The organism is Dokdonella soli, from assembly GCF_039523175.1.
GTDB lineage: Bacteria > Pseudomonadota > Gammaproteobacteria > Xanthomonadales > Rhodanobacteraceae > Dokdonella_A > Dokdonella_A soli.
Window position 1 is genome coordinate 423620 of sequence record NZ_BAAAEU010000024.1, and the last position, 20185, is coordinate 443804.

Consider the following 20185-nt stretch of genomic DNA (forward strand, 5'->3'; position numbering starts at 1 on the left):
AACAGCGCACGAATCAAAGCCAGCCCTTCTGCCGCGCCAGCCGATACGCCTCGATGCGGTTGCCGACGCCGAGCTTGCCGATCGCTTCGGACAAGTAGTTGCGCACGGTGCCCTGCGAAAGATTCAGGCGCTCTGCGATATCGCCTGCGGAAAGTCCCTCTCCGGCCAGGCGCAGCACCTGGCGCTCACGGTCGTTGAGTGGATCGGCGTCCGACCACGCCTCGACCGCGAGCTGCGGATCGATCGCGCGGCCGCCGCGATGCACCTTGCGCAGTGCTTCGGCGAGTTGCTCGGCCGGCGCGTCCTTGAGCAGATAGCCGCCGACGCCGGCCTCGAGAGCGCGGCGCAGGAAGCCCGGCCGCGCGAATGTGGTGACGATCACGACCTTGCAGGGCAGTTCATGGCGCTGCACACGCTGCGCGAGTTCGAGCCCGGTCAGGCCCGGCATCTCGATATCGGTGACGAGCAAGTCAGGCTTCGTCGCCTGCAATTGCCGCCAGGCATCTTCTCCGTCGGCCGCGCTGGCGACGACGTCGATATCAGGCTCGAGCTTGAGCAATGCGGACAATGCGCCGCGCACCATCGCCTGGTCTTCGGCCAGCAGCACGCGAATCATCGGCGGTTGGCTTCCATCAGCGCCGCACCTGCGGCGGCGGCGACTTTAGCGCAAGTCGCGCATTCGGCAGCGTGCGCGCAGCAATCGGATCGATCAGACCTGCGCCGAGCGTGCGAGCGCGAACGACGCTTCCGGCGGCATCGGCAGATCAGCGACGAGCCGCGTGCCCTGCCCGCGTACCGATTCGATCTCGAGGTGGCCGCCGAGCATCTGCAAGCGTTCGCGCATTCCGTTCAGACCGTTGCCAGGCACCACCACCTTCGCGGCGCGGCCGTCATCGGCGATCACCAGCAACGCCTTTTCGGAACAGACGCTCAACTCGATGCGCGCAGCGCTCGCACGTGCATGGCGCTGGATATTCGTGACCGCCTCGCGAACCGTCAGCGCAAGCACGGTCTCGATCTCCGGCGGCAGCGCCACTTCGACGGACCCGTAGTCAAGCCGGACGTCCGAGGATTCCAGCAACAACCGCGCCGAAGCCAGTTCGGCCGCGAGACCGGCGGTGCGGATGCCCGTCACCGCGCGGCGCACCTGGCCCAGCGCATCGCGCGCGACCCTTTCGACATCAAGGATCTCGCGCCGCGCCGCGAGCGGATCGCGATCGAACAGCCTGGCCGCGAGTTCCGACTTCAGCGTGATCAGCGACAAGGTGTGCCCGAGCAGATCGTGCAGATCGCGGCCGATGCGTTCGCGCTCGGCCAGTGCGGCGAGCCGGCGCACTTCGTCGTGACTGAGCTTGAGTTCGGCCTGGCGCAGCCGCTTCTCGCGGTGGTAGTGGTTCGCCGCGCAGATCGCCGTCGATACGATCGCGGTGACCCCCACTCCGATCACGACGAACGGGATCGGCCAGTGCAACAGCGACACTTCCAGTGCGAACAGTGAGACGCCGCCAGCGATGATCGCGATCGCTCTGCTCAGCCTGATCCCGCTGAACGGCAGCAGCGCCCCTGCGTAGATCAGGTAGGTGTTCGCGCTGGTATTGAGGGGCATGAGCGCAAAGCCCAGCAGCGCGATCGCCGCCGCATAGGCGAGCACGCGCCGACCGTATTGATGGTAGGCGCGGAAGTAGATCGGCAGGAACACCGCGATGGAGAGCAGGGTCACCGGCAGCCAGATCGACGATTCCTGCCAGTTCATGAAGAGGAACCCGAGATAGAGCAGGTTCCACAACGGCGCCCAGCCCCAATCGGCCAGATGCGCCGGCATCAGGCGCACGCGCAGCGTGTTCATGGCTGTGCCGATCCGCGTCACGCTGCCTCCTCCTGTGCGCCCCGCACCCCGCAATGATACGCCGCGTACACCGATGCACTTGGGCACGCCGCACTGCGATGCGATCGACGCCGGCGCAGGGCGAGGCAGCCGCTCAACGGATTTCCACCCGATCAATCAGGAAACCGAATGCGCCCGTCGCGCCACCCGCGGTGAATCCGATCGCGCGCAGACGTGCCGGGTCGCCGCCGGCGAAGGCCGCAAGCGGCACGCGCACCTGCTTCCACTCGGTGCCCGCATGGAAGGGCTGCATGCGCGGGATACCACTCGCCGCGGTGCCGGAGAACAGCAGCACGCTGTAGTCGCGATCGTCACCCTTGGTCCAGAACACGATTTCCTTGCGCGAAGAAAAGTCGATCGGCTGCATCGGCTGCTCCCCGACGTTGAACATCACGCCGGCCCATGGAAACGGCGCACCGGACTTGACCTCGCCGGCGACCTCGAGCGCGCCTTTGCTTCCCTCAGCACCGCCAGCAGCCAGGTGCATCGAGGCGGCGGATACACCACCCATGATCGCATCCGTGGTCGTCGACCAGCTGCCGAACCGGCTGGCGATCGCATCACCGTCGAAATCGCTGACCAGTGGATCCGTCGGCGCGACGCTCCCGGTCGCCAGCGCCGGCTTGTCCTCGTCCTTCAGCGTCCGGTCGATCGCGTAACCGTTCTTCCAGATCGTGCGGATCGCTCGGGTGGCGGTGATGTCGGTGGTCGGGTCACCGTCGACCAGCACCAGATCGGCGCGCATGCCTCGGGCGATGCGTCCTCGGTCGTCGAGATGGAAGCTGCGCGCCGGCAGCGCGGTTGCCGCACCCAGCGCCTCGACCGGCGTCAGGCCTGCCTTGACCAGCAACGCGAGTTCGCCATGCAGGCTCGCACCGTGTGCGGTGCCCGGATTGCCGGCATCGGTACCGGCCAGAATCGGAACTCCCGCCGTATGGAGCCTGCCGACGCTGGTCAACGCGTTATTGAGGAATGCCGGATGGGTATGCGGAAAGGGCTGGCCCAGCATGTCGTACTGGCCGGCCGATAACATCGGCTTCATGCGCGGATCGTCGCGCAAGTCGCGCCCCGCATCGGCGCCTGCGATGCTCGCCGTGACCGCGAGCGTGGCGATGACGAAGGGATGCCGGCGTTTCGCCAGCTCAACGATGTCCTCGCCGGCCGGTTTGTCCATGAACACGTGCGCGAGCCCATCAACGCCGTCCTCGATCGCCAGGCGCGCGGCCTTCTCCGTGGCGACATGGATCACGGCGAGCTTGTCGCCATGGTGTGCCGCCGCGATCACAGCACCGACCTCGTCGGCGCTCAGCGTCGGGATATGCACGTCAGGGCCATACGCGGAACCGTCGTCGAGAATGATCTTGATGTAGTCGGAGCCTTCCTTCACGCGTGCATCGACGAAGGCCGACGCGTCGGTCGCCTTGTCGAGTGTCGGGATCGTCATGCCGTATTCGGTGCCGTGCCCCTTGGGTGCCGTCACCAGCGTGCCGGAGGACCATTCATCGGCCTGGTCTGTGCGCGCGAGCGATGCGCGCTGCTTCTTCGCCGCGACCAGCGTGTGCCAGTCAGTGAACATGTCCAGTTCGGTGGTCACGCCGAAGCGCAGCGCGTCGCGACGTGCATCGCCCCAGGTATGTACGTGGGCGTCGATCAGTCCCGGCAGTACCGTCTTGCCGCGGCCTTCGATGATCGGCAAATCCGCCGGAATGGCGACATCCGCACCCACCGCCTCGATGCGACCTTCGCGCACGATGACATTGGCCTTCGCCAGCACGCGTGCTCCATCGAACACGCGCACGTCGTGCAATGCAAAGCCGTTGCCTGGCGGCATCGTGGCAGGGTTCGCTGCCGACGGCCGTGCACTCGCATCCGCAGTAGCACCAGAGCCACCAAGCTTCGGCAACAGGCGATCCTTCACCCACACGTAGTCCGGCGCTTCGGTCAGCGCTGCCGCGTATTCACGCCGCGCACCGGAAGCGTCTCCGTCGTCCGCGAGTGCGGCGCCCAGCCACGCATGCGCGCGAGCGCGCCCCCAGTCGGCGTGGACCTGCCCGGTGGACTTGAACGTGTCGAACGCGGATAGCGCGGCGGCGAATTCCTCGTGCGCCCGCTTGCGGTCGCCGCCGAACGTGGACGGCGTCATGTAGCTGGAAATACCCAGGAACAACTGGACGCGAGGATTGCCTGGCGCCGTTTTCCTGGCACGTTCGAGCGCAGCGCTCGCCTTCGGCCCCAGCCACATTCCCTTGATCGGATGCAGACCGATTTCCGCTCCATAGACGAGACCGAGCAGGGCCGCCGTTTCCGCCTCGTCGGCCGCGTTCGCCGGAGAAGCGGCGAGTGCGTCTTCCGCTTCACGCAGCAACACGCTCGCATGACTGCTGTCGGCATCCACGTCGGCGAGAAGATAAGCCGACAATGCGAAATCGTAGGCGCCCTGAGCGTCGTGGGCCGCAGCCTTCTGGTAGGCGGTCTTCAGCGCATCGTGGTGAGTCGCGAGGGTGGCACTGTCGGCGCGATAGTTTGCACGCTCAAGCGTCTGCTGCAGATCGGTGTCGGCGAGAACACTGCCGTCGAGACAGAGGCTGCCGAAGACTGCCAGGGCGATGCCAAGAACCGGCTTCATCATGATTTCCTTCCGTGTATTCGGGGATGGAGAGCAGCTCAACCGGCGCGTACGAGGCGACGCCGTGCCAGTGTGAGAAAAACGATCGTGAAGGCGGCCAATGCAAGGATGTGCGGCAGCGGTGCCTGACCGGGCGCCTGTCCGACTGCGCCGAGCGCGAGTTGGCCGAGGTGGTAGGCCGGCCACAGCGGCGCGATCTTGGCGATGAAGGCCGGCAGGACCGCGAGCGGCATCCACAAGCCGGACAGGAACGACATCGGCAGGTAGATCAGGTTCGCGATGGCGGGCGCGGCCTGGCCGCTGACCAGGCTGCCGATGAACAGACCGATCGCGCAGAACGGCAGCACGCCGAGGATCTCGGCCACGAACAGCAACAGCCACGACGACGCCGGCAGGCGCACGCCGCCGAACGTCGTCGCCAGCACGGCCAGGATCGAGAAGATGATCGCCGCGAACAGCATCGCCATCGCGAGCTTGGAAGCCAGATAGGCTCCGGGCGGCATCGGCTGCGCGCGCTTCAAGGTCATCCAGCCGCGCTCGCGATCGATCGCGACGGTGACGCCGAAGCCGAACAGACCCGGACTCATCGCGCCGAATACACCGTAGGTCGCGAGCAAGTAGACGTTCGCATGGAAGTCGCCACCACGATTGCCGAACAGCACCGCGAACAGCAGGTAGAACATCGCCGGGAAGATCAGTGTCGGCAGCGCGAACGAAGGCGCGCGCAGCAGGCGCAGGAATTCGTGCTTGGCTTCCAGCGCGTAGCAGCGTGCGAGCGACACGCGCGGCGCGGCGAGCACGAGGGTGTTCATGCGGCCTCCCGGGTGATCTCGACGAACGCTTCGGCGAGTCCGGCGCGCTGCACTTCGAGTTCGCAGAGTTCGCTGTCTTCGAAAAGCAGTTGGCGCACGACCACTTCGGCCGCATCCGTGACGATCTCGATGCGTTCGCCGTCGCGGCAGACGCTGCGCACTTCCGGCCAGGCGCCGATTGCCGCCGTATCGAGCGCGCTGATGCAGCGGATGCGCCGCTGCGCGACGCGTGCGCGGATCTGACTCACGCTGCCCGCTGCGACGATGCGGCCGCGCGCGAGTACCGCGACCCGGTCCGCGAGCGCTTCCGCTTCCTCCAGATAGTGCGTGGTCAACACGACGGCGCAGCCTTCGCCGACCAGGGTGCGGATCGTCTGCCACAACGACGTGCGCGCTTCGATATCAAAACCGACCGTCGGCTCGTCGAGAAACAGAAGCTGCGGGCGGCCGCAGACGGCCAAAGCGAACTGCACGCGCCGCTGCTGGCCGCCGGAGAGCTGGCCGTAGCGGCGATCCATCAACCCGTCGACGCCGCCCAGTCGCACGCATTCGTCGGTATCGCGCGGCGCCGGGTAGTAGCTGCGTACCTGCGCAAGCAGCTCGCGCACTTTCAAGGTGTCAGGAAGGCCGGCGCTCTGCAGCATGACGCCGATCCGCCGCCGTGCGGACAGGGCATGCGGGGATTCGCCGAACAGGCGCGCTGCACCCTGATCCGGCTCGACCAGTCCGAGGCAGGTCGCGATGGCCGTGCTCTTGCCGGCGCCGTTCGGACCCAGCAGGGCAAGCAGTTCACCGCTGCTCACGGCGAGATCGACGCCATCGAGCGCAGTGACCTTGCCATAGCGCTTGTGGACGCCTTCGAGTTCGGCGGTTGGGGTACCTGGCTTCATGGGTGCCACTCCGGTTCGGATCGTCGGTGCCACTCTACGGTTCGTCCCCCGCCTGGCCGCAGAAGCAGCCGTCAGGCATCGCTCATGACGCCTGTCATGCCGGACCGGCGCAGGAGAACGGTAGGTCCCGGGGTACCGCGGCCTGGGGGGCTGTGGTAAATTGCCCGCTTGGCGTTTTTTCCATTCCAATCAAAGATTAAAGCGAGCGTGCCCGCACCCGTCACGGGGCGGGCACGTGCCGTTTTCCGGGAGATTCCGATGAATCCGATGTTGGCCAAACTCAAGGAAATGCGCGAGTTCGATGGCGCAGTGCGCACCCGTGGTCTGCCCGACGCGGTCATCGAGCGTTTCGCGGAACGCGATCCGGCCTTGGTCGAGGCGATCGACGAGGCCTATGCCGCGCACCTGGCACTGCGCTCGTGCATGGCCGATTTCCTGCGCCTGGACGAGGTCGCGCAGATCGAACGCGCGCAGGCCGATTTCGTCAATTTCTACCCTGAGGATGGCGTCAACCCCTACATCGCGATGGCCGCGCACGGTCCTTGGCTGATCACGCTGAAGGGCGCGGTGATCTATGACGCGGGCGGCTACGGCATGCTCGGTCTTGGCCATGCGCCGAAGGCGATCCTCGGCGTGATGGCGCGGCCGCAGGTGATGGCGAACGTGATGACGCCGAACCTGTCGCAGCTGAAGTTCGGCAAGGCACTCAAGAAGGAAGTCGGGCACAGCCGCGGCGGTTGCCCCTACGCGAAGTTCATGTGCCTGAACTCCGGCTCGGAGTCGGTCTCGCTGGCCGCGCGCATCGCCGACATCAACGCGAAGCTGATGACCGACCCGGGCGCGCGCCACGCTGGCCGCACGGTCAAGCGCGTCGCGGTCAAGGGCGCGTTCCACGGCCGCACCGAGGCGCCGGCGCTGTATTCGGACTCCTCGCGCAAGGCCTACCAGCAAAATCTCGCGAGCTACCGCAACGAGAACACTTTGCTGACGGTCGAGCCGTACAGCGTCGAGCAGCTCAAGCAGGTGTTCGCCGACGCCGACAAGAACGGCTGGTTCATCGAGGCGGTGTTCATCGAGCCGGTCATGGGCGAAGGCGATCCGGGCCGCGGCGTGACGCCGGAGTTCTACGCGGCCGCGCGCGAACTGACCAAGGCGCACGGCAGCCTGCTGCTGATCGATTCGATCCAGGCCGGCCTGCGTGCGCACGGCGTGCTGTCGATCGTCGACTACCCGGGCTTCGAGAAGCTCGAGGCGCCGGACATGGAAACCTATTCGAAGGCGCTCAACGCCGGCCAGTACCCGATGTCGGTGCTCGCGGTGACCGCGCGCGCGGCCGAGCTGTACCGGAAGGGCACCTACGGCAACACGATGACCGCGAATCCACGCGCGCTCGACATCGCCTGCGCGGTGCTTGGCGCGCTGACGCCGGAATTGCGCGAGAACGTGCGCGCACGCGGCCGGGAGTTCCTCGCCAAGCTCACCAAGCTCAAGGCGGAACTGCCCGGCTACATCACCAAGGTGCAGGGCACCGGCCTGCTGTTCTCGTGCGAACTGTCGCCGGAGTTCCTCTGCTACGGCGCCGGCAGCACCGAGGAATGGATGCGCGAGCACGGCTATGGCGTGATCCATGGCGGCGTGAATTCGCTGCGCTTCACGCCGCATTTCAACATCAATGCCGAGGAAGCGGACATGCTGGTCGAGGGCGTGCGCCGCGCGCTGCTCGAAGGCCCACGCAAGGCCGAGGCCGTGCGCGCCGCCGCTGCCTGATTCGCAACGCAGCGTGCGGCGACCGCGATCGCCGCACGCTGCATTGCAGCACGATCGCTGATTTCCTACACCCCGTGAACCGTTTTCCCGCGCTGAATCGGGGGCAACGCGTTCGTCAAAATTCTTCGCTCCCCTCTCCCGTTCGACGGTGCCAAGCGTAGACTGCGCGGCACCGATGCCAGTCGGCAGCGGATACCCACTCGGAGAGGAGTTTCATCATGCAGCTGAAGACGACGTGTTCGTTGGCTCTGGCTTTTGCGCTGGCATTTGGTTCCGGCGCGGTGTTCGCGCAGGACATGAGCAAGACCGGCAAGCCTTTGACCGCTCAGCAGGAAAAGATGAAGGGCTGCAACGCGGAAGCGAAGACCAAGGCGCTGGCCGGCGCCGATCGCAAGGCGTTCATGAAAACCTGTCTGAGCGGTTCTTCCGCTGCCGCAGCGGCACCCGCCGCCAAACCGGCCGCAGCCGAAAAACCCGCAACGGCGAAGACGACGCAGCAGGAAAAGATGAAGGCCTGCAGCACCGATGCGAAGGAAAAGAAACTCAAGGGCGCCGACCGCAAGACCTTCATGAGCACCTGCCTGAAGGGCGAGGGCGCCGCGGCGCACTGAGTAACGCCTGCATTGCCACGAACGCACGGGCCCGCTTCGGCGGGCCCGTTTCGTTTCCGGCGCCGGCGACCTGTCGCTAGCCGCAGCAGGATCTGCTCTGCTAGATCGGCGGACACGGCACGCTTCCGTACGAGCAGAATACGCAGCAGTCGCCCGGCTTCGGCCGCAACAACTCACCGCAACCGGCACAGTCGTAGAAGAACCAGCACGCGTCGGTCGGCATCGTCTCGGTCGCCTGATGGCCGCAGTGCGGACAGGTCAATGTGCTCTGCAGAATGAGATCGGTCATGGGCCGAGCATACGCCGATGGCGGCGCGGATCTACGCGCCGGCGCAGACACATGAATTCATCGTCCGCATGGCGACTCGTTTGCCGGATCCGGTGCGAATCGGCTTCCGAATCGAATCCGTCGTTCAAGGGCTCGTCGTCTCCCGCGTCACCGGTTCGGTCCGGCAGTGCATAAAGAATCTGTCGGGTCTGATTTATCCAATTGGACATATATCCACAGGTGCACACAACCGTTAGGGTGATCGAAGGGGCGCCCGCCTCCAAAGGAGTGCGGTCAATTGTCAATGGCATGGCTTGCTAAGATCGCGAATCCTCTATTGCGCATCCGACTCACCTCGACCTGAAGGAAAGCCATGTCAACGAGCGCTTTGAACCGGCGTCAATGGATAACGCTTCGCCCGGCATCGTTTCTGGCTGCGTGGGCGTTGTGCCTGGCCGCATCGGCCCACGCCGACACCACGACGCTTACGGTGGCGAACGCAAGCAAAGGCAGCAGCAGCGCCCCCGTCACGATGTTGTTTCCGGTGACGCGCAGCGGCGACCTGGGCTACGAAACGGTGCTGAACTACCACACCTTGGATGGCACGGCGCTCGCCGGCACGGATTATTCGGCAGCCTCCGGCACGGTCACCCTTCCCGCCGGTGCGGGCAGTGCAATGATTCCGGTCACCCTCAGCCCCCAAGCCGGCGGCGGCGCCAACCTCACGTTCCAGTTGCAGCTGGATAGCGGAACCGGTATCGGCTCGGCACCGAGCTTCGCCGCCCAGCAGACCTTTGCCACGGGTGTGTATCCCGATTCCGTCACCGCCGCCGATGTGAACGGCGACGGTAAACCCGACCTGATCGTGGCGAACAGCGGTGACAACACCCTCTCGGTGCTGCTCAACACCTCCGCGCCGGGCGCCACCACGCCGAGCTTCGCCGCCCAGCAGACCTTCTATGCGGGACCGACTCCCAGTTTCGTCACCGCCGCCGATGTGAACGGCGACGGCAGGCCCGACCTGATCGTCGTGGGTCCAAGCGACAAGGAGGTCTGGGTACTGCTCAACACCACCGCGCCGGGTGCCGCTACGCCGAGCTTCGCCGCCCCGCAGTTCTTCCTCACGGGAGCGGGTCCCACTTCCGTCTCTGTCGCTGATGTCAACGGCGACGGTAGACCGGATTTGATCGTGGCGAACGGCAACGACAATACGGTCTCCGTGCTGCTCAACACCACCGCGCCCGGCGCCGTTACGCTGCATTTCGCCGCCCAGCAGACCTTCGCCGCGGGCGTGTATCCCGCTTCCGTCACCGCCACCGATGTCAACGGCGACGGCAAACCGGACTTGATCGTGGCGAACGCCAACGACAACACGGTCTCGGTGCTGCTCAACACCACGACACCGGGCGCTGCGACGCCCAGCTTCACCGCCCAGCGGACCTTCGCCACCGGAGCGAGTCCCCGCGCTGTCACTACGGCCGATGTCAACGGCGACGGCAAACCGGACGTGATCGTGGCGAACGGCCTCGGCGGCACGGTCTCGGTGCTGCTCGATACCACGGCGACGGGCGCCACCACGCCGAGTTTCGCCGCCCAGCAGACCATCCTCACGGGAGGGAGTGCCGATTCCGTCATCGCCGCCGATGTCAACGGCGACGGCAAATCGGACCTGATCGTGGCGAACTTTGGCGGTACGGTCTCGGTGCTGATCAACACCACCCCGCCGGGCGCCACCACCCCAAGCTTTGCCACCCATCAGGCATTCGCCGCGGTGTCGGGCCTCTTTTCTGTCACCGCCGCCGATGTGAACGGCGACGGCAAACCGGACCTGATCGCAACGAACTTCAATGGCAACACTGTCTCGGTGCTGATCAACACCACGGCACCTGGCGCCGCGACGCCAAGCTTCGCCGCCCAGCAGACTTCCGCCACCACGGGATCGACTCCCTGGTCCGTCACCGCCGCCGATCTCAACGGCGACGGGAAGGCCGACCTGATCGTGGGGAGCCTCAGCGACAACACCGTCTCGGTGTGGCTCAACACCTCCGCACCCGGCGCCGCCACGCCCAGCTTTGCCGCCCAGCAGACCTTCGCCACAGGATTGGGTCCAGCTTCCGTCACCGTCGCCGATGTGAACGGCGACGGCAAACCGGATCTGATCGTGGCGAGCAACAACGACAGCACCGTCTCGGTGCTGCTCAACACCACCGCGTCCGGCGCCGCCACGCCCAGCTTCGCCGCCCAGCGGACCTTCGCCACCGGATTGGCTCCCCGCGCTGTCACTACGGCCGATGTCAACGGCGACGGCAAACCGGACTTGATCGTGGCGAACTACAACGGCGGCGTCTCGGTGCTGCTCAACACCACCGCGCCCGGCGCCGCCACGCCCAGCTTTGCCGCCCAGCAGACCTTCGCCACAGGATTGGGTCCAGCTTCCGTCACCGTCGCCGATGTGAACGGCGACGGCAAACCGGATCTGATCGTGGCGAACGCCAACGACAACACCGTCTCGGTGCTGCGCAACACCACGACGTCCGGCGCCACCACGCCAAGCTTCGCTGCGCAGCAGACCTTTGGCACGGGAACTAATCCCGATTCCGTCACCGCGGCCGATGTCAACGGCGACGGCAAACCCGACCTGATTGTGGCGAACCTGAGCTCCAACACCGTCTCGGTGCTGCTCAACACCACCGCGCCCGGCGCCGCCACGCCCAGCTTTGCCGCCCAACGGCTCTTCGCCGTGGGATCGGGTCCCGTAGCCGTCACCGCCGCCGATGTCAACGGCGATGGCAAACCGGATTTGATCGTGGCGAACGCCAACGACAACACCGTCTCGGTGCTGCTCAACACCACCGCGCCCGGCGCCGCCACGCCCAGCTTTGCCGCCCAGCAGACCTTCGCCACAGGATTGGGTCCAGCTTCCGTCACCACCACCGACGTCAACGGCGACGGCAAGCCAGATCTGATCGTGGTGAACTCGTACTCCAACACCGTCTCGGTGCTGCTCAATACCCAGTATCAAGCGCTATTTGCCGGCAGCCCTGCCACCGGCACGATCGTGCACGACTACATCTTCGCGAACGGTTTCGAATAAGCCTCACGTACATGCTCAAGCTCGTCGGCCCGCGAAGGGCCCGCGAGCGATGGCAGACATGTACATGCGCATGCCGTCGCGTCGGCGCTTGCTCGCGAGCGAGCGGTCATCGAGATCTTGCCTTCCTACACTGGCACGCCAACTGGAAGCCGGCGACTTCGCCGAGTTTCAACACCGAGCCGGATGGGCGGCCATGCCGGTTTCCACACTCAAAAAATGAGCGTGCCAGGCAGCGACCTGCATCAGCATGGGACAAGAATCGGACCACGGTCGCCAGCACGCGAGGTCAGGTGCGCCAGAATCTGCGCCGGGCTTCAGCGGAAGCGGTCGGTCGCCTCGATCAGCTCGTGCGTGATGCCGGGCTCGAACGCGGAATGGCCGGCATCGGCGACGATGCGCAGGTCGGCCTCCGGCCATGCACGATGCAGATCCCAGGCGCTGCGCGCCGGGCAGACGATGTCGTAGCGGCCCTGCACGATCACCGCAGGGATGTCCTTCAGGCGATACGCGTCGCGCAGCAGCTGGTCATCGCACTCGAAGAAACCGCCGTTGACGAAGTAATGGTTCTCGATGCGTGCAAACGCGAGCGCGAATTCGTCTTCGCCGCTGGAGGCGATATGCGCCGGGTCCTGGAACAGGAAGCTCGTCGCGCCTTCCCAGATTGACCAGGCCTGCGCCGCAGCGAGGCGCGCCGTCGCATCCGGACTGGTCAGGCGGCGGTGGTAGGCGCTCATCAGGTCGCCGCGCTCGGCGAGCGGGATCGGCTTGAGGTAGTCCTCCCAGGCATCCGGGAAAATCGCGTCACAACCCTTCTGGTAAAACCACTCCAGTTCCCAGCGGCGCAGCATGAAGATGCCGCGCAGCACGAGTTCGGTCACGCGGCCGGGATGCGTCTGCGCATAGGCGAGCGCGAGCGTCGAGCCCCAGGAACCGCCGAACACCTGCCAGCGTGCGATGCTCAGATGCTCACGCAGGCGCTCGATGTCGGCGACCACATGCCAGGTCGTGTTGTCGGTCAGTTCCGCATGCGGGGTCGAGCGTCCGCAGCCACGTTGGTCGAACAGCACGATGCGGTAATGCGCGGGATCGAAGAAGCGCCGCGATTTCGCGTTGCAGCCCGCACCCGGGCCGCCGTGCAGGAACACGACCGGCTTGCCTTTGGGATTGCCGCATTGCTCGTAATACATCCGGTGCAGCGGTGAGACCTGCAGGAAGCCGGAATCGTAAGGTTCGATCTCTGGATAGAGGGTGCGGCGGTTGTCGGTCGTATTCATCCAGACAGTCTACAACGCAGCGCAAGGCTCGCCGGCGCTCGTCCTGCTTCCAAGAACGAGGTCCGCGCATGCGGTTTCGAATGCCTTCGCCGGAGCGCCGTCCCGGTTCCGTCCGGGACGGCGGCAGGCTTCTCGCTCAGAAACGCTGCTGGTAGCGGACATAGGCAAAACGACCGATGTCGAACCCGCCGTAGTAGGCATATTGGCTGTTCGGGTTGGCGTACATCATCTGCCCGTAGTGATCGAAGAGATTGTTCGCGCCGACGGAAACGGTGGCCTTCCACGGCAGCTTGTAGCGCACTTGCACGTCGTGGAACGTGTTTGCGCCATGCTTGTTCACCGGATAAGGCTCATGGCCGAGGTGCGGTGCCTGGTAGTTGGGTGTACTGCACTCCGGACCGCCTTCCTGATCGAACGCGCAGGCTTCCTTCGTACCGGAGAAGTAGCGCACGCCCCAGGTCGCACCGAAATTGCCCAGGCTCCAGTCCACGCCGAGATTGGATTTCATACGGAACGAACTGCCCCAACCCGTGTTGGGCGAAACCAGACTCGTCGGGTCGTTCGGATTGGTGTTCACATTGAAGTAGTCGATGTAAGTCGATTCCCACGTGAGCATGAAGCGTCCGAACGAGAATTCCGGCAGGCGGTAGCGAATGCCGAGATCGTAGCCCGCCGTCTCGACCCAGCCGAGGTTGGTGTTGCCAAACTGCATGCCGGTGATCGTGCCCGTGGCCGGATCGCGCACGAAATTGCGGCAACGCGCCGCCTGCTCGCGCAGGTAGCAATCCTCGAGGATCAGTCCCGGACTGTCGCTCGACACCTGATTGTCGATGCGAACCTTGTACCAGTCGAGTGAGACGTCGAAGCCTTCGACGAAGCTTGGGCTGTAGACGAAACCGGCGGTCCGGGTCTTCGCGAACTCGGGTTGCAGGAATGGATTCGAGCCGGAACTGAATGCATAGCCGGTCTGGCAGTTGGCCGTCTGGCACGTCACGCCCGCTTGTCCGATCTGGCGGTAGCCGCCCTGGCCCGGCGGCTGGTCATATCCCGGAACGCCCGGCACACCGGCGACGCGGCCGCCGCACGCGGGCGTGCCGCGCGCGACCCCGAATTTCGTGTCACACGGATCGGCATAGAACGAGAACGTCTGCGACGTCCCGCCGTAGAGATCGGAAATCGTCGGCGCGCGGAAACCTTCCGCATAGGTGCCACGCACGAGCAGATCGTCGATCGGCTTCCATTTCAGACCCAGCTTGCTGTTGGTCGTATTGCCGAAACTGTCGTAGTCGGAACGGCGCACGGCTGCGTCGATCGCAAGGTCCCTGGCAAACGGCATGTCCTTGAGGATGGGCACATCCACCTCGAGGTAGGCCTCCTTGACGCGATAGCTGCCGCCCGTCGGGCCGGCGCCGAGATCGGTCGTCGCACCGATCTGCGAAAGCGCATCCGGAAGGTAGCTGCCCGATTCGCGACGATATTCGAGGCCGACCGCGACCCCGAGGTTGCCGGCTGGCAACGAGAACGGGCTGCCATTGAGGTTCGCCGCATAGTCGACGGTCTTCGTCTGGCCGGTATGTTTCGTCATCTGGTAGACGTAGCGCTGCACGTTCGGGTCGGACAGCGAACCGACGCCGCCGTCGCCGTACGGCGAGAACACGTTCCACGGCGTGCACTGGCCGATGCCATAGCCGAGCGGAATCGGATTGTCCGGCGTGCCGCACTGGATCTGACCCTGGGAATTCCGGAACGAAGGTCCGATCGCACGCGCGGTGTTGATGAGATTGAAATTGCCGGTGTTGGTCTTCAGCACTTCGTTGCGGTTGAGCATGGTGCCGACGTCCCAGAACCAGGAACGGCCGAACACATCGAACGCACCGTCGAACCCGCCGGTGAACCGATAGGTCGAGAGGCCGCTGTCCGTGACCCGCGGCTGCTCCCATCCGCGACGCGAGAAATTCGCCGACTGCGGCGCCTTCTCGTTGTGCCAGTTTCCTAGCGGGTTGTACCAGCTGTCGATCGACATCGGCCCCAATGATTTGCCCTGGTTGGCCGTGCCGCTTGACAACGGATAGCCGGCTACCTGTTGCGAGGCGTCACGCTTGTTGTAGAGCGCATCGCTGCGGAACGTGATTTCGTCGGTAATCCTGTAGGTGCCGTCGATGTAGATCGATTTACGCTCGAGCCCGGTGTTCAGCATCATCTGCTGATTGGAGTTCGCATACAGGTCTCGTGTCAGACGGCGGTAGTTGGCGATATCGGTCGTGTCCGTGCCCGGAATCGCCGACCAGCTTCCACCGCCCGGACGATTGGTGATCGCACCGTACGCCGTGGTTCCGCTCCAGCCGAGTCCGGGATGACCTTCGCCAAAGGGCTGCGAGCTGAAATATCGGTTGCGCGCCCAAACCGGATCTTCCTTCGCGTATTGCGCGCTCATCGTCAGCGCGCCGCGTTCGCCGTGGGCGCCCAGCGTGAAATCGTACGACTGCTTCTGGCCGTCATCCTGATCGTACTGGCCGACATAGAAATTCGCCTCGGCGCCGTCGAAGCGGGTTCGCGTGATGACGTTGATCACGCCTGCGATCGCGTCGGATCCGTAGATCGACGACGCGCCGTCCTTGAGCACTTCGATACGCTCGACGACCGAGGTCGGAATCGTGTTGAGGTCCTGCAAGCCGCCGTTGGTGATACCCAGCCGCTTGCCGTTGACCAGGACCAGCGTCCGCTGTGGACCCAGGTCGCGAAGGTCGACATAGGAACCGCCGACGCTCTCGCCCGAGGCCAGCACCTGCGACCGGCTGATCGGCGGCGAACCGGCCACCGACATGCTGAGCAGGATATCGGCGACGGACTGGAGCCCCTGATGTTCGATCTGCGCCCGATCGATGACGAACACCGGCTGCGCCGTTTCGGCATCCGCGCGGCGGATACGCGAGCCGGTCACGACCACGGTCTCCAGTTTTTCAGTCGTTTCCTCGCTCTCGCTTTGTGCGAGAACCGGCGAAGCCCCCAGACCGGCGGCTACGGCCGCCCCTGCATACAACGCGTTACGAACCGCCTTGAACAGCGTATTGCTGATCAGTCTCATGGCACGTGTCTCCCCAGACAGTTGTGAAAAACGGATTGAGGTCTCGGGCAAAACGCACCGGCACCTCGTTCCAGCAGCACTCCTCCATCAGTCGATGAATCCCCAGGACAGCCCAATCATTACGTCAATATGAATTTTATATAGTCATATTATATTGACGTCAATAGAGTCTGTGAAATTGCTGGGAAACGTTGCCGTTTCCACAATTGAGCCGATCTTTGGAATGACATCAGCCGAAGGCTGGGGCAGGACGCAAGCGGGCGCCGAACTGTCCGCGCGTACCGGACGAATTGCAGGCAAAGGAATGCAACGCAATGGAAGCTGCATTCGACGAGTCGGCGATGGCGTGCCTTGAGCGTGATCGCGGCGTGCGCGCTTCGATGCCAACGCATCGCTCCAGTGCCGATTACGCCCTCATCGCGGCGATTGACCAGATCGGCGTTCGCGGAGGACCCGCAACACGTCGTCGCATGTGCAAGTTGACGAAGGCTGGGCGTTGGGCTCATCGGCCCGGCGCCGGTGGGCGCACGACGCGTCCGTTCCGACACGCCATGTCTTCACCAATCGGATGTTGTCGCGATGGTCGGGGCGGCGGGATTCGAACCCACGACCCCCTGCCCCCCAGGCAGGTGCGCTACCAGGCTGCGCTACGCCCCGACGTTTACGGCGACTCGAAAAGGGGCGCGGATTGTAGCAGATCGATTCGCAGGAACGTCGCCTCGAAGAGGCGCCAACGCAGCCCTTCGACAACTTCAACGCCGCAAGATCTGCAGCACTTCCTCGAGCTCCTGCCGCACCTGGCGCACGATCTGGTGCGAGATGCTCGACTCCATGCGGCCCTGCGCACCATCGAGGCGCTGGCGCGCGCCGGTGATCGTGAAGCCCTGGTCGTAGAGCAGCGAACGGATCTGACGGATCATCAGCACGTCGTGGCGCTGGTAGTAGCGCCGGTTGCCACGGCGCTTGACCGGTTTGAGGTTCGGGAACTCCTGCTCCCAATAGCGCAGCACGTGCGGCTTCACGCCACACAGCTCGCTGACCTCGCCGATGGTGAAGTAGCGTTTGGCCGGGATGACCGGCAGTTCGCTATTGCTGCCCTGATCCAGCATAGGCTTCGACCCGGACCTTCAGTTTTTGTCCGGGGCGGAACGTCACCACCCGCCGCGCGGAGATGGGAATCTCCACGCCGGTCTTCGGGTTGCGCCCTGGACGTTGGTTCTTGAAACGCAGGTCGAAATTGCCGAACCCCGACAGCTTGACCTGCTCCCCTTTTTCAAGCGCATCGCGTACGACTTCGAAGAACGCGTCGACGAATTCCTTGGCTTCGCGCTTGTTCAAGCCCACGTCCAGAAACAGACGTTCGGCCATCTCCGCCTTCGTCAGCGCCATCCTACCCTCGCAACTTTGCCTTGCAACCGGATTCCAGGGCCCCGACCGCAAGAGCCACGCAACGGTCTGCGTCCTGGTCCGTAAGGGTGCGGTAACGATCCTGCAAAATCAAGCCCATAGCGAGACTTTTGATATTGATTCCGAGGTTGGAATCTGCGTAGCGGTCGAACAGGACGATGCCGGCCAGCGTTTCGCCAACTGCGTCACGAATAGCGATCTCCACCTGCGCATAGGGCACTTCCTCGGGCAGCTCGAACGACAGGTCGCGGCGCACTGACGGATAGCGCGAGACCGCCTCGGTCTTGGGCAGCGGGCGCGGAGCGACCGCGTCGACGTCGAGTTCGAACACGAAAACGTCCTCGTCGAAGTCCAATGCCCTGAGCAGGTCCGGGTGCAGCGCGCCGATAAGGCCGACCAGGCGCCCGCCACGCCGCCATTCGGCGCCCTGGCCCGGATGCAGCCATGGCCGGGATGCCGGTGTGCAGCCGAATTCGTGCGGCGCATTGGTCAGTGCAAGCAGCGATTCGACGTCGCCCTTGAGATCGAAGAAATCCACCGTGCGGCGCGCCTCGCCCCATTGCTCGGCGGCCGCTGCGCCGCAGGCGGCACCGGCGATGCGCAGTGTTTCGATCGGGGCGTGGTTACCGGCATGGAACACGTTGCCGACCTCGCACAGGCGCACGCGCTCCTGCTGGCGACGCCGGTTCGTGGCCAGCGCGGCGACCAGGCCGGGCAGCAGCGAGGTGCGCATCACGCCGAGTTCGGCGGACAGCGGATTCGCGAGAGGAATCGAGCCGTCCCCGAGTTTCCATTTCGCCAGGACGTCGGCGCCGAGGAATGCGTAGCAGACCGCTTCGACGTAGTCGCGCGCGACCAGCTGCGCACGCAGCGCCGCGACGCCGAGCCTTGCTTCCGGCAACACCGGCGCCAGCAGGTCGCCGCGCGGCGCGCGCGTCGGCACGCGCTCGTAGCCGTGCACGCGTACCACCTCCTCGATCAGATCCTCCTCGATCGAGAGATCGAAGCGCCAACTCGGTGGCGTCGCGCGCCAGCCGTCCGCCGTGCGCTCGACGGCAAGACCGAGCGTGCTGAAGATCCGCTCAACTTCGGCATCGCCGATTTCGAGGTCGAGCAGGCGCGCGAGGCGTGCGCGGCGCAACACAATCGGAGAGCGGCGCGGCAGCGCGTCCATGTGGACCGCTTCCGTGACCGGGCCCACCTTGCCGCCGGCGATCTCGACCAGCAGTGCGCTGGCGCGCTCGAGCGCGAGGCGTGGCAGTTCCGGATCGATGCCACGCTCGAAACGGTGCGAGGCATCGGTGTGCATGCCGAGCTTGCGCGCACGACCCATGATCGCGGCCGGCGCGAAGTGCGCGCTTTCGAGGAACACGTTGCGCGTGGTGTCGGTCACCTTCGAGTCGTGACCGCCCATGACGCCGGCCAGTGCGAGCGGCTTCGATTCGTCCGTAATGGCTAGGAACTCGGGATCGAGCTTCGCCTTGCTGCCGTCGAGCAAGGTCAGCGTCTCGCCCGCACGCGCGCGGCGCACGACGATCGCGCCGGCGAGCGTATCGTTGTCGAACGCATGCAGCGGCTGGCCGAGTTCCAGCATCACGTAGTTGGTCACGTCGACGACCGCGCTGATCGGACGCAGGCCGCTGCGGCGCAGGCGTTCGGCCAGCCACAGCGGTGTCTTCGCCGACGCGTCGATGCCTTCGATCACGCGGCCGAGATAGCGCGGGCAGTCGGCGCCGTTCTCGACACGGATGGCGCGCGCAGCATTGCCGCCCACCGCGACCGGTGTGACAGCAGGCGGATGGAACGCGGTGCCGAACAGCGCCGCGGTATCGCGCGCGAGGCCGTGCACGCTGAGGCAATCCGGGCGGTTCGGCGTCAGCTTGATCTCGATGCTCGCATCGGGAAGGCCGAGAACCTTCGCGAGCGCCACACCGACGGGCGCGTCGGTCGGCAGCTCCATCAGGCCGGATGCATCGGCGTCGATGCCGAGCTCCTTCGCCGAGCACAGCATGCCGTTCGATTCGACGCCGCGCAGCGCCGCCTTCTTGATCTCGATGCCATTCGGAAGCGTCGCGCCGATCATCGCCAGCGGCGCCTTGATTCCGAGTCGTGCATTCGGCGCGCCGCAGACGATCGTCAGTGGTTCGCCCGCGCCGATCACGACCTGGCATACGCGCAGCTTGTCCGCGTTCGGATGCGGCTCGCAGCCGACGATCTCTGCGACGACGACACCGGCGAGCGCGCCGCCGATCGGTTCGACGCCTTCGACTTCGAGGCCGGCCATCGTCAGCCGGTGCATCAATGCGTCACGGTCGGGCGGAATGTCGACGAGTTCGCGCAGCCAGTTTTCGGAGAATTTCATGGAAAGAGCCGGGAATCGAGAATGGAGAATCGGGAATGGTCAGAGCAGGCAACGAGGATCGGGAGCGTAGGATTCGGTGAAACCTTCTCAACGATTTCCTGTTC

General features: G+C 65.1%; 14 protein-coding genes and 1 tRNA gene. 3 read left to right on the forward strand and 12 right to left on the reverse strand.

Annotation, left to right across the window (positions count from 1 at the left end):
- Positions 1–13 precede the first annotated feature (13 nt).
- The 5 genes from ABD002_RS15770 to ABD002_RS15790 form a co-directional block, all read right to left on the reverse strand.
- Positions 14–616 carry a response regulator transcription factor gene (locus ABD002_RS15770; RefSeq protein WP_343792783.1) on the reverse strand — a complete coding sequence of 201 codons (603 nt, stop codon included), beginning with the start codon at positions 614–616 and terminating at the stop codon, positions 14–16.
- A gap of 93 nt (positions 617–709) precedes the next feature.
- Positions 710–1867, reverse strand: coding sequence for a sensor histidine kinase (locus ABD002_RS15775; RefSeq protein ID WP_343792785.1), 1158 nt, complete (start codon positions 1865–1867; stop codon positions 710–712).
- A gap of 112 nt (positions 1868–1979) precedes the next feature.
- Positions 1980–4511 carry a CIA30 family protein gene (locus tag ABD002_RS15780; RefSeq protein ID WP_343792787.1) on the reverse strand — a complete coding sequence of 844 codons (2532 nt, stop codon included), beginning with the start codon at positions 4509–4511 and terminating at the stop codon, positions 1980–1982.
- Between the two features lie 38 nt (positions 4512–4549).
- Positions 4550–5323 carry an ABC transporter permease gene (locus tag ABD002_RS15785; RefSeq protein ID WP_343792789.1) on the reverse strand — a complete coding sequence of 258 codons (774 nt, stop codon included), beginning with the start codon at positions 5321–5323 and terminating at the stop codon, positions 4550–4552.
- Entirely contained in the window at positions 5320–6213 is an 894-nt protein-coding gene (locus ABD002_RS15790) for an ABC transporter ATP-binding protein (RefSeq protein ID WP_343792791.1), read from the reverse strand. The genes ABD002_RS15785 and ABD002_RS15790 overlap by 4 nt, the downstream gene beginning before the upstream one ends.
- 258 nt (positions 6214–6471) lie before the next feature.
- Here ABD002_RS15790 and ABD002_RS15795 point away from each other — a divergent pair, with 258 nt between their 5' ends.
- Both ABD002_RS15795 and ABD002_RS15800 read left to right on the forward strand, forming a co-directional pair.
- Positions 6472–7980: an aminotransferase class III-fold pyridoxal phosphate-dependent enzyme gene (locus tag ABD002_RS15795; RefSeq protein ID WP_379988480.1), complete on the forward strand. Its 1509-nt coding sequence runs from the start codon at positions 6472–6474 to the stop codon at positions 7978–7980.
- A gap of 218 nt (positions 7981–8198) precedes the next feature.
- A complete protein-coding gene (locus tag ABD002_RS15800) occupies positions 8199–8591 on the forward strand; it encodes a PsiF family protein (RefSeq protein WP_379988478.1) in 393 nt (130 codons plus the stop codon).
- Between the two features lie 100 nt (positions 8592–8691).
- Here ABD002_RS15800 and ABD002_RS15805 read toward each other — a convergent pair whose 3' ends face one another.
- The gene (locus ABD002_RS15805; protein WP_343792793.1) at positions 8692–8880 is read right to left on the reverse strand and encodes a GDCCVxC domain-containing (seleno)protein; all 189 of its coding nucleotides are present in this window, start codon (positions 8878–8880) and stop codon (positions 8692–8694) included.
- Between the two features lie 352 nt (positions 8881–9232).
- Between ABD002_RS15805 and ABD002_RS15810 the strand changes: the two genes are divergently transcribed.
- Complete coding sequence (locus ABD002_RS15810; protein WP_343792795.1) at positions 9233–11953, forward strand: FG-GAP-like repeat-containing protein; 2721 nt, start codon at positions 9233–9235, stop codon at positions 11951–11953.
- A gap of 314 nt (positions 11954–12267) precedes the next feature.
- On the opposite strand, the gene pip is transcribed toward ABD002_RS15810, so the two are convergent.
- The 6 genes from pip to pheT form a co-directional block, all read right to left on the reverse strand.
- Positions 12268–13227, reverse strand: coding sequence for a prolyl aminopeptidase (gene pip / locus ABD002_RS15815; protein WP_343792797.1), 960 nt, complete (start codon positions 13225–13227; stop codon positions 12268–12270).
- A gap of 136 nt (positions 13228–13363) precedes the next feature.
- Positions 13364–16312: a TonB-dependent receptor plug domain-containing protein gene (locus ABD002_RS15820; RefSeq protein WP_343792799.1), complete on the reverse strand. Its 2949-nt coding sequence runs from the start codon at positions 16310–16312 to the stop codon at positions 13364–13366.
- A gap of 580 nt (positions 16313–16892) precedes the next feature.
- Positions 16893–16969, reverse strand: a tRNA-Pro gene (locus tag ABD002_RS15825).
- A 95-nt stretch (positions 16970–17064) separates the two neighbouring features.
- On the reverse strand, positions 17065–17421 hold the full coding sequence (locus ABD002_RS15830) for a MerR family transcriptional regulator (protein ID WP_343792801.1): 357 nt from the start codon (positions 17419–17421) through the stop codon (positions 17065–17067).
- Positions 17399–17701, reverse strand: a complete 303-nt coding sequence (gene ihfA, locus ABD002_RS15835) for an integration host factor subunit alpha (protein WP_131998830.1) — start codon at positions 17699–17701, stop codon at positions 17399–17401. Before ihfA ends, ABD002_RS15830 begins: the two co-directional genes overlap by 23 nt.
- Before the next feature lies 1 nt (position 17702).
- Entirely contained in the window at positions 17703–20081 is a 2379-nt protein-coding gene (gene pheT, locus ABD002_RS15840; protein WP_343792804.1) for a phenylalanine--tRNA ligase subunit beta, read from the reverse strand.
- Positions 20082–20185: the final 104 nt, after the last annotated feature.

Coding starts and splice junctions, on each gene's coding strand:
- ABD002_RS15805 (WP_343792793.1), bottom strand. CDS start 8,880: ATGACCGATCTCATTCTGCAGAGCACATTGACCTGTCCGCACTGCGGC.
- ABD002_RS15810 (WP_343792795.1), top strand. CDS start 9,233: ATGTCAACGAGCGCTTTGAACCGGCGTCAATGGATAACGCTTCGCCCG.
- ABD002_RS15780 (WP_343792787.1), bottom strand. CDS start 4,511: ATGAAGCCGGTTCTTGGCATCGCCCTGGCAGTCTTCGGCAGCCTCTGT.
- ABD002_RS15800 (WP_379988478.1), top strand. CDS start 8,199: ATGCAGCTGAAGACGACGTGTTCGTTGGCTCTGGCTTTTGCGCTGGCA.
- pip (WP_343792797.1), bottom strand. CDS start 13,227: ATGAATACGACCGACAACCGCCGCACCCTCTATCCAGAGATCGAACCT.
- ABD002_RS15785 (WP_343792789.1), bottom strand. CDS start 5,323: ATGAACACCCTCGTGCTCGCCGCGCCGCGCGTGTCGCTCGCACGCTGC.
- ihfA (WP_131998830.1), bottom strand. CDS start 17,701: ATGGCGCTGACGAAGGCGGAGATGGCCGAACGTCTGTTTCTGGACGTG.
- ABD002_RS15770 (WP_343792783.1), bottom strand. CDS start 616: ATGATTCGCGTGCTGCTGGCCGAAGACCAGGCGATGGTGCGCGGCGCA.
- ABD002_RS15830 (WP_343792801.1), bottom strand. CDS start 17,421: ATGCTGGATCAGGGCAGCAATAGCGAACTGCCGGTCATCCCGGCCAAA.
- ABD002_RS15790 (WP_343792791.1), bottom strand. CDS start 6,213: ATGAAGCCAGGTACCCCAACCGCCGAACTCGAAGGCGTCCACAAGCGC.
- ABD002_RS15795 (WP_379988480.1), top strand. CDS start 6,472: ATGAATCCGATGTTGGCCAAACTCAAGGAAATGCGCGAGTTCGATGGC.
- ABD002_RS15820 (WP_343792799.1), bottom strand. CDS start 16,312: ATGAGACTGATCAGCAATACGCTGTTCAAGGCGGTTCGTAACGCGTTG.
- pheT (WP_343792804.1), bottom strand. CDS start 20,081: ATGAAATTCTCCGAAAACTGGCTGCGCGAACTCGTCGACATTCCGCCC.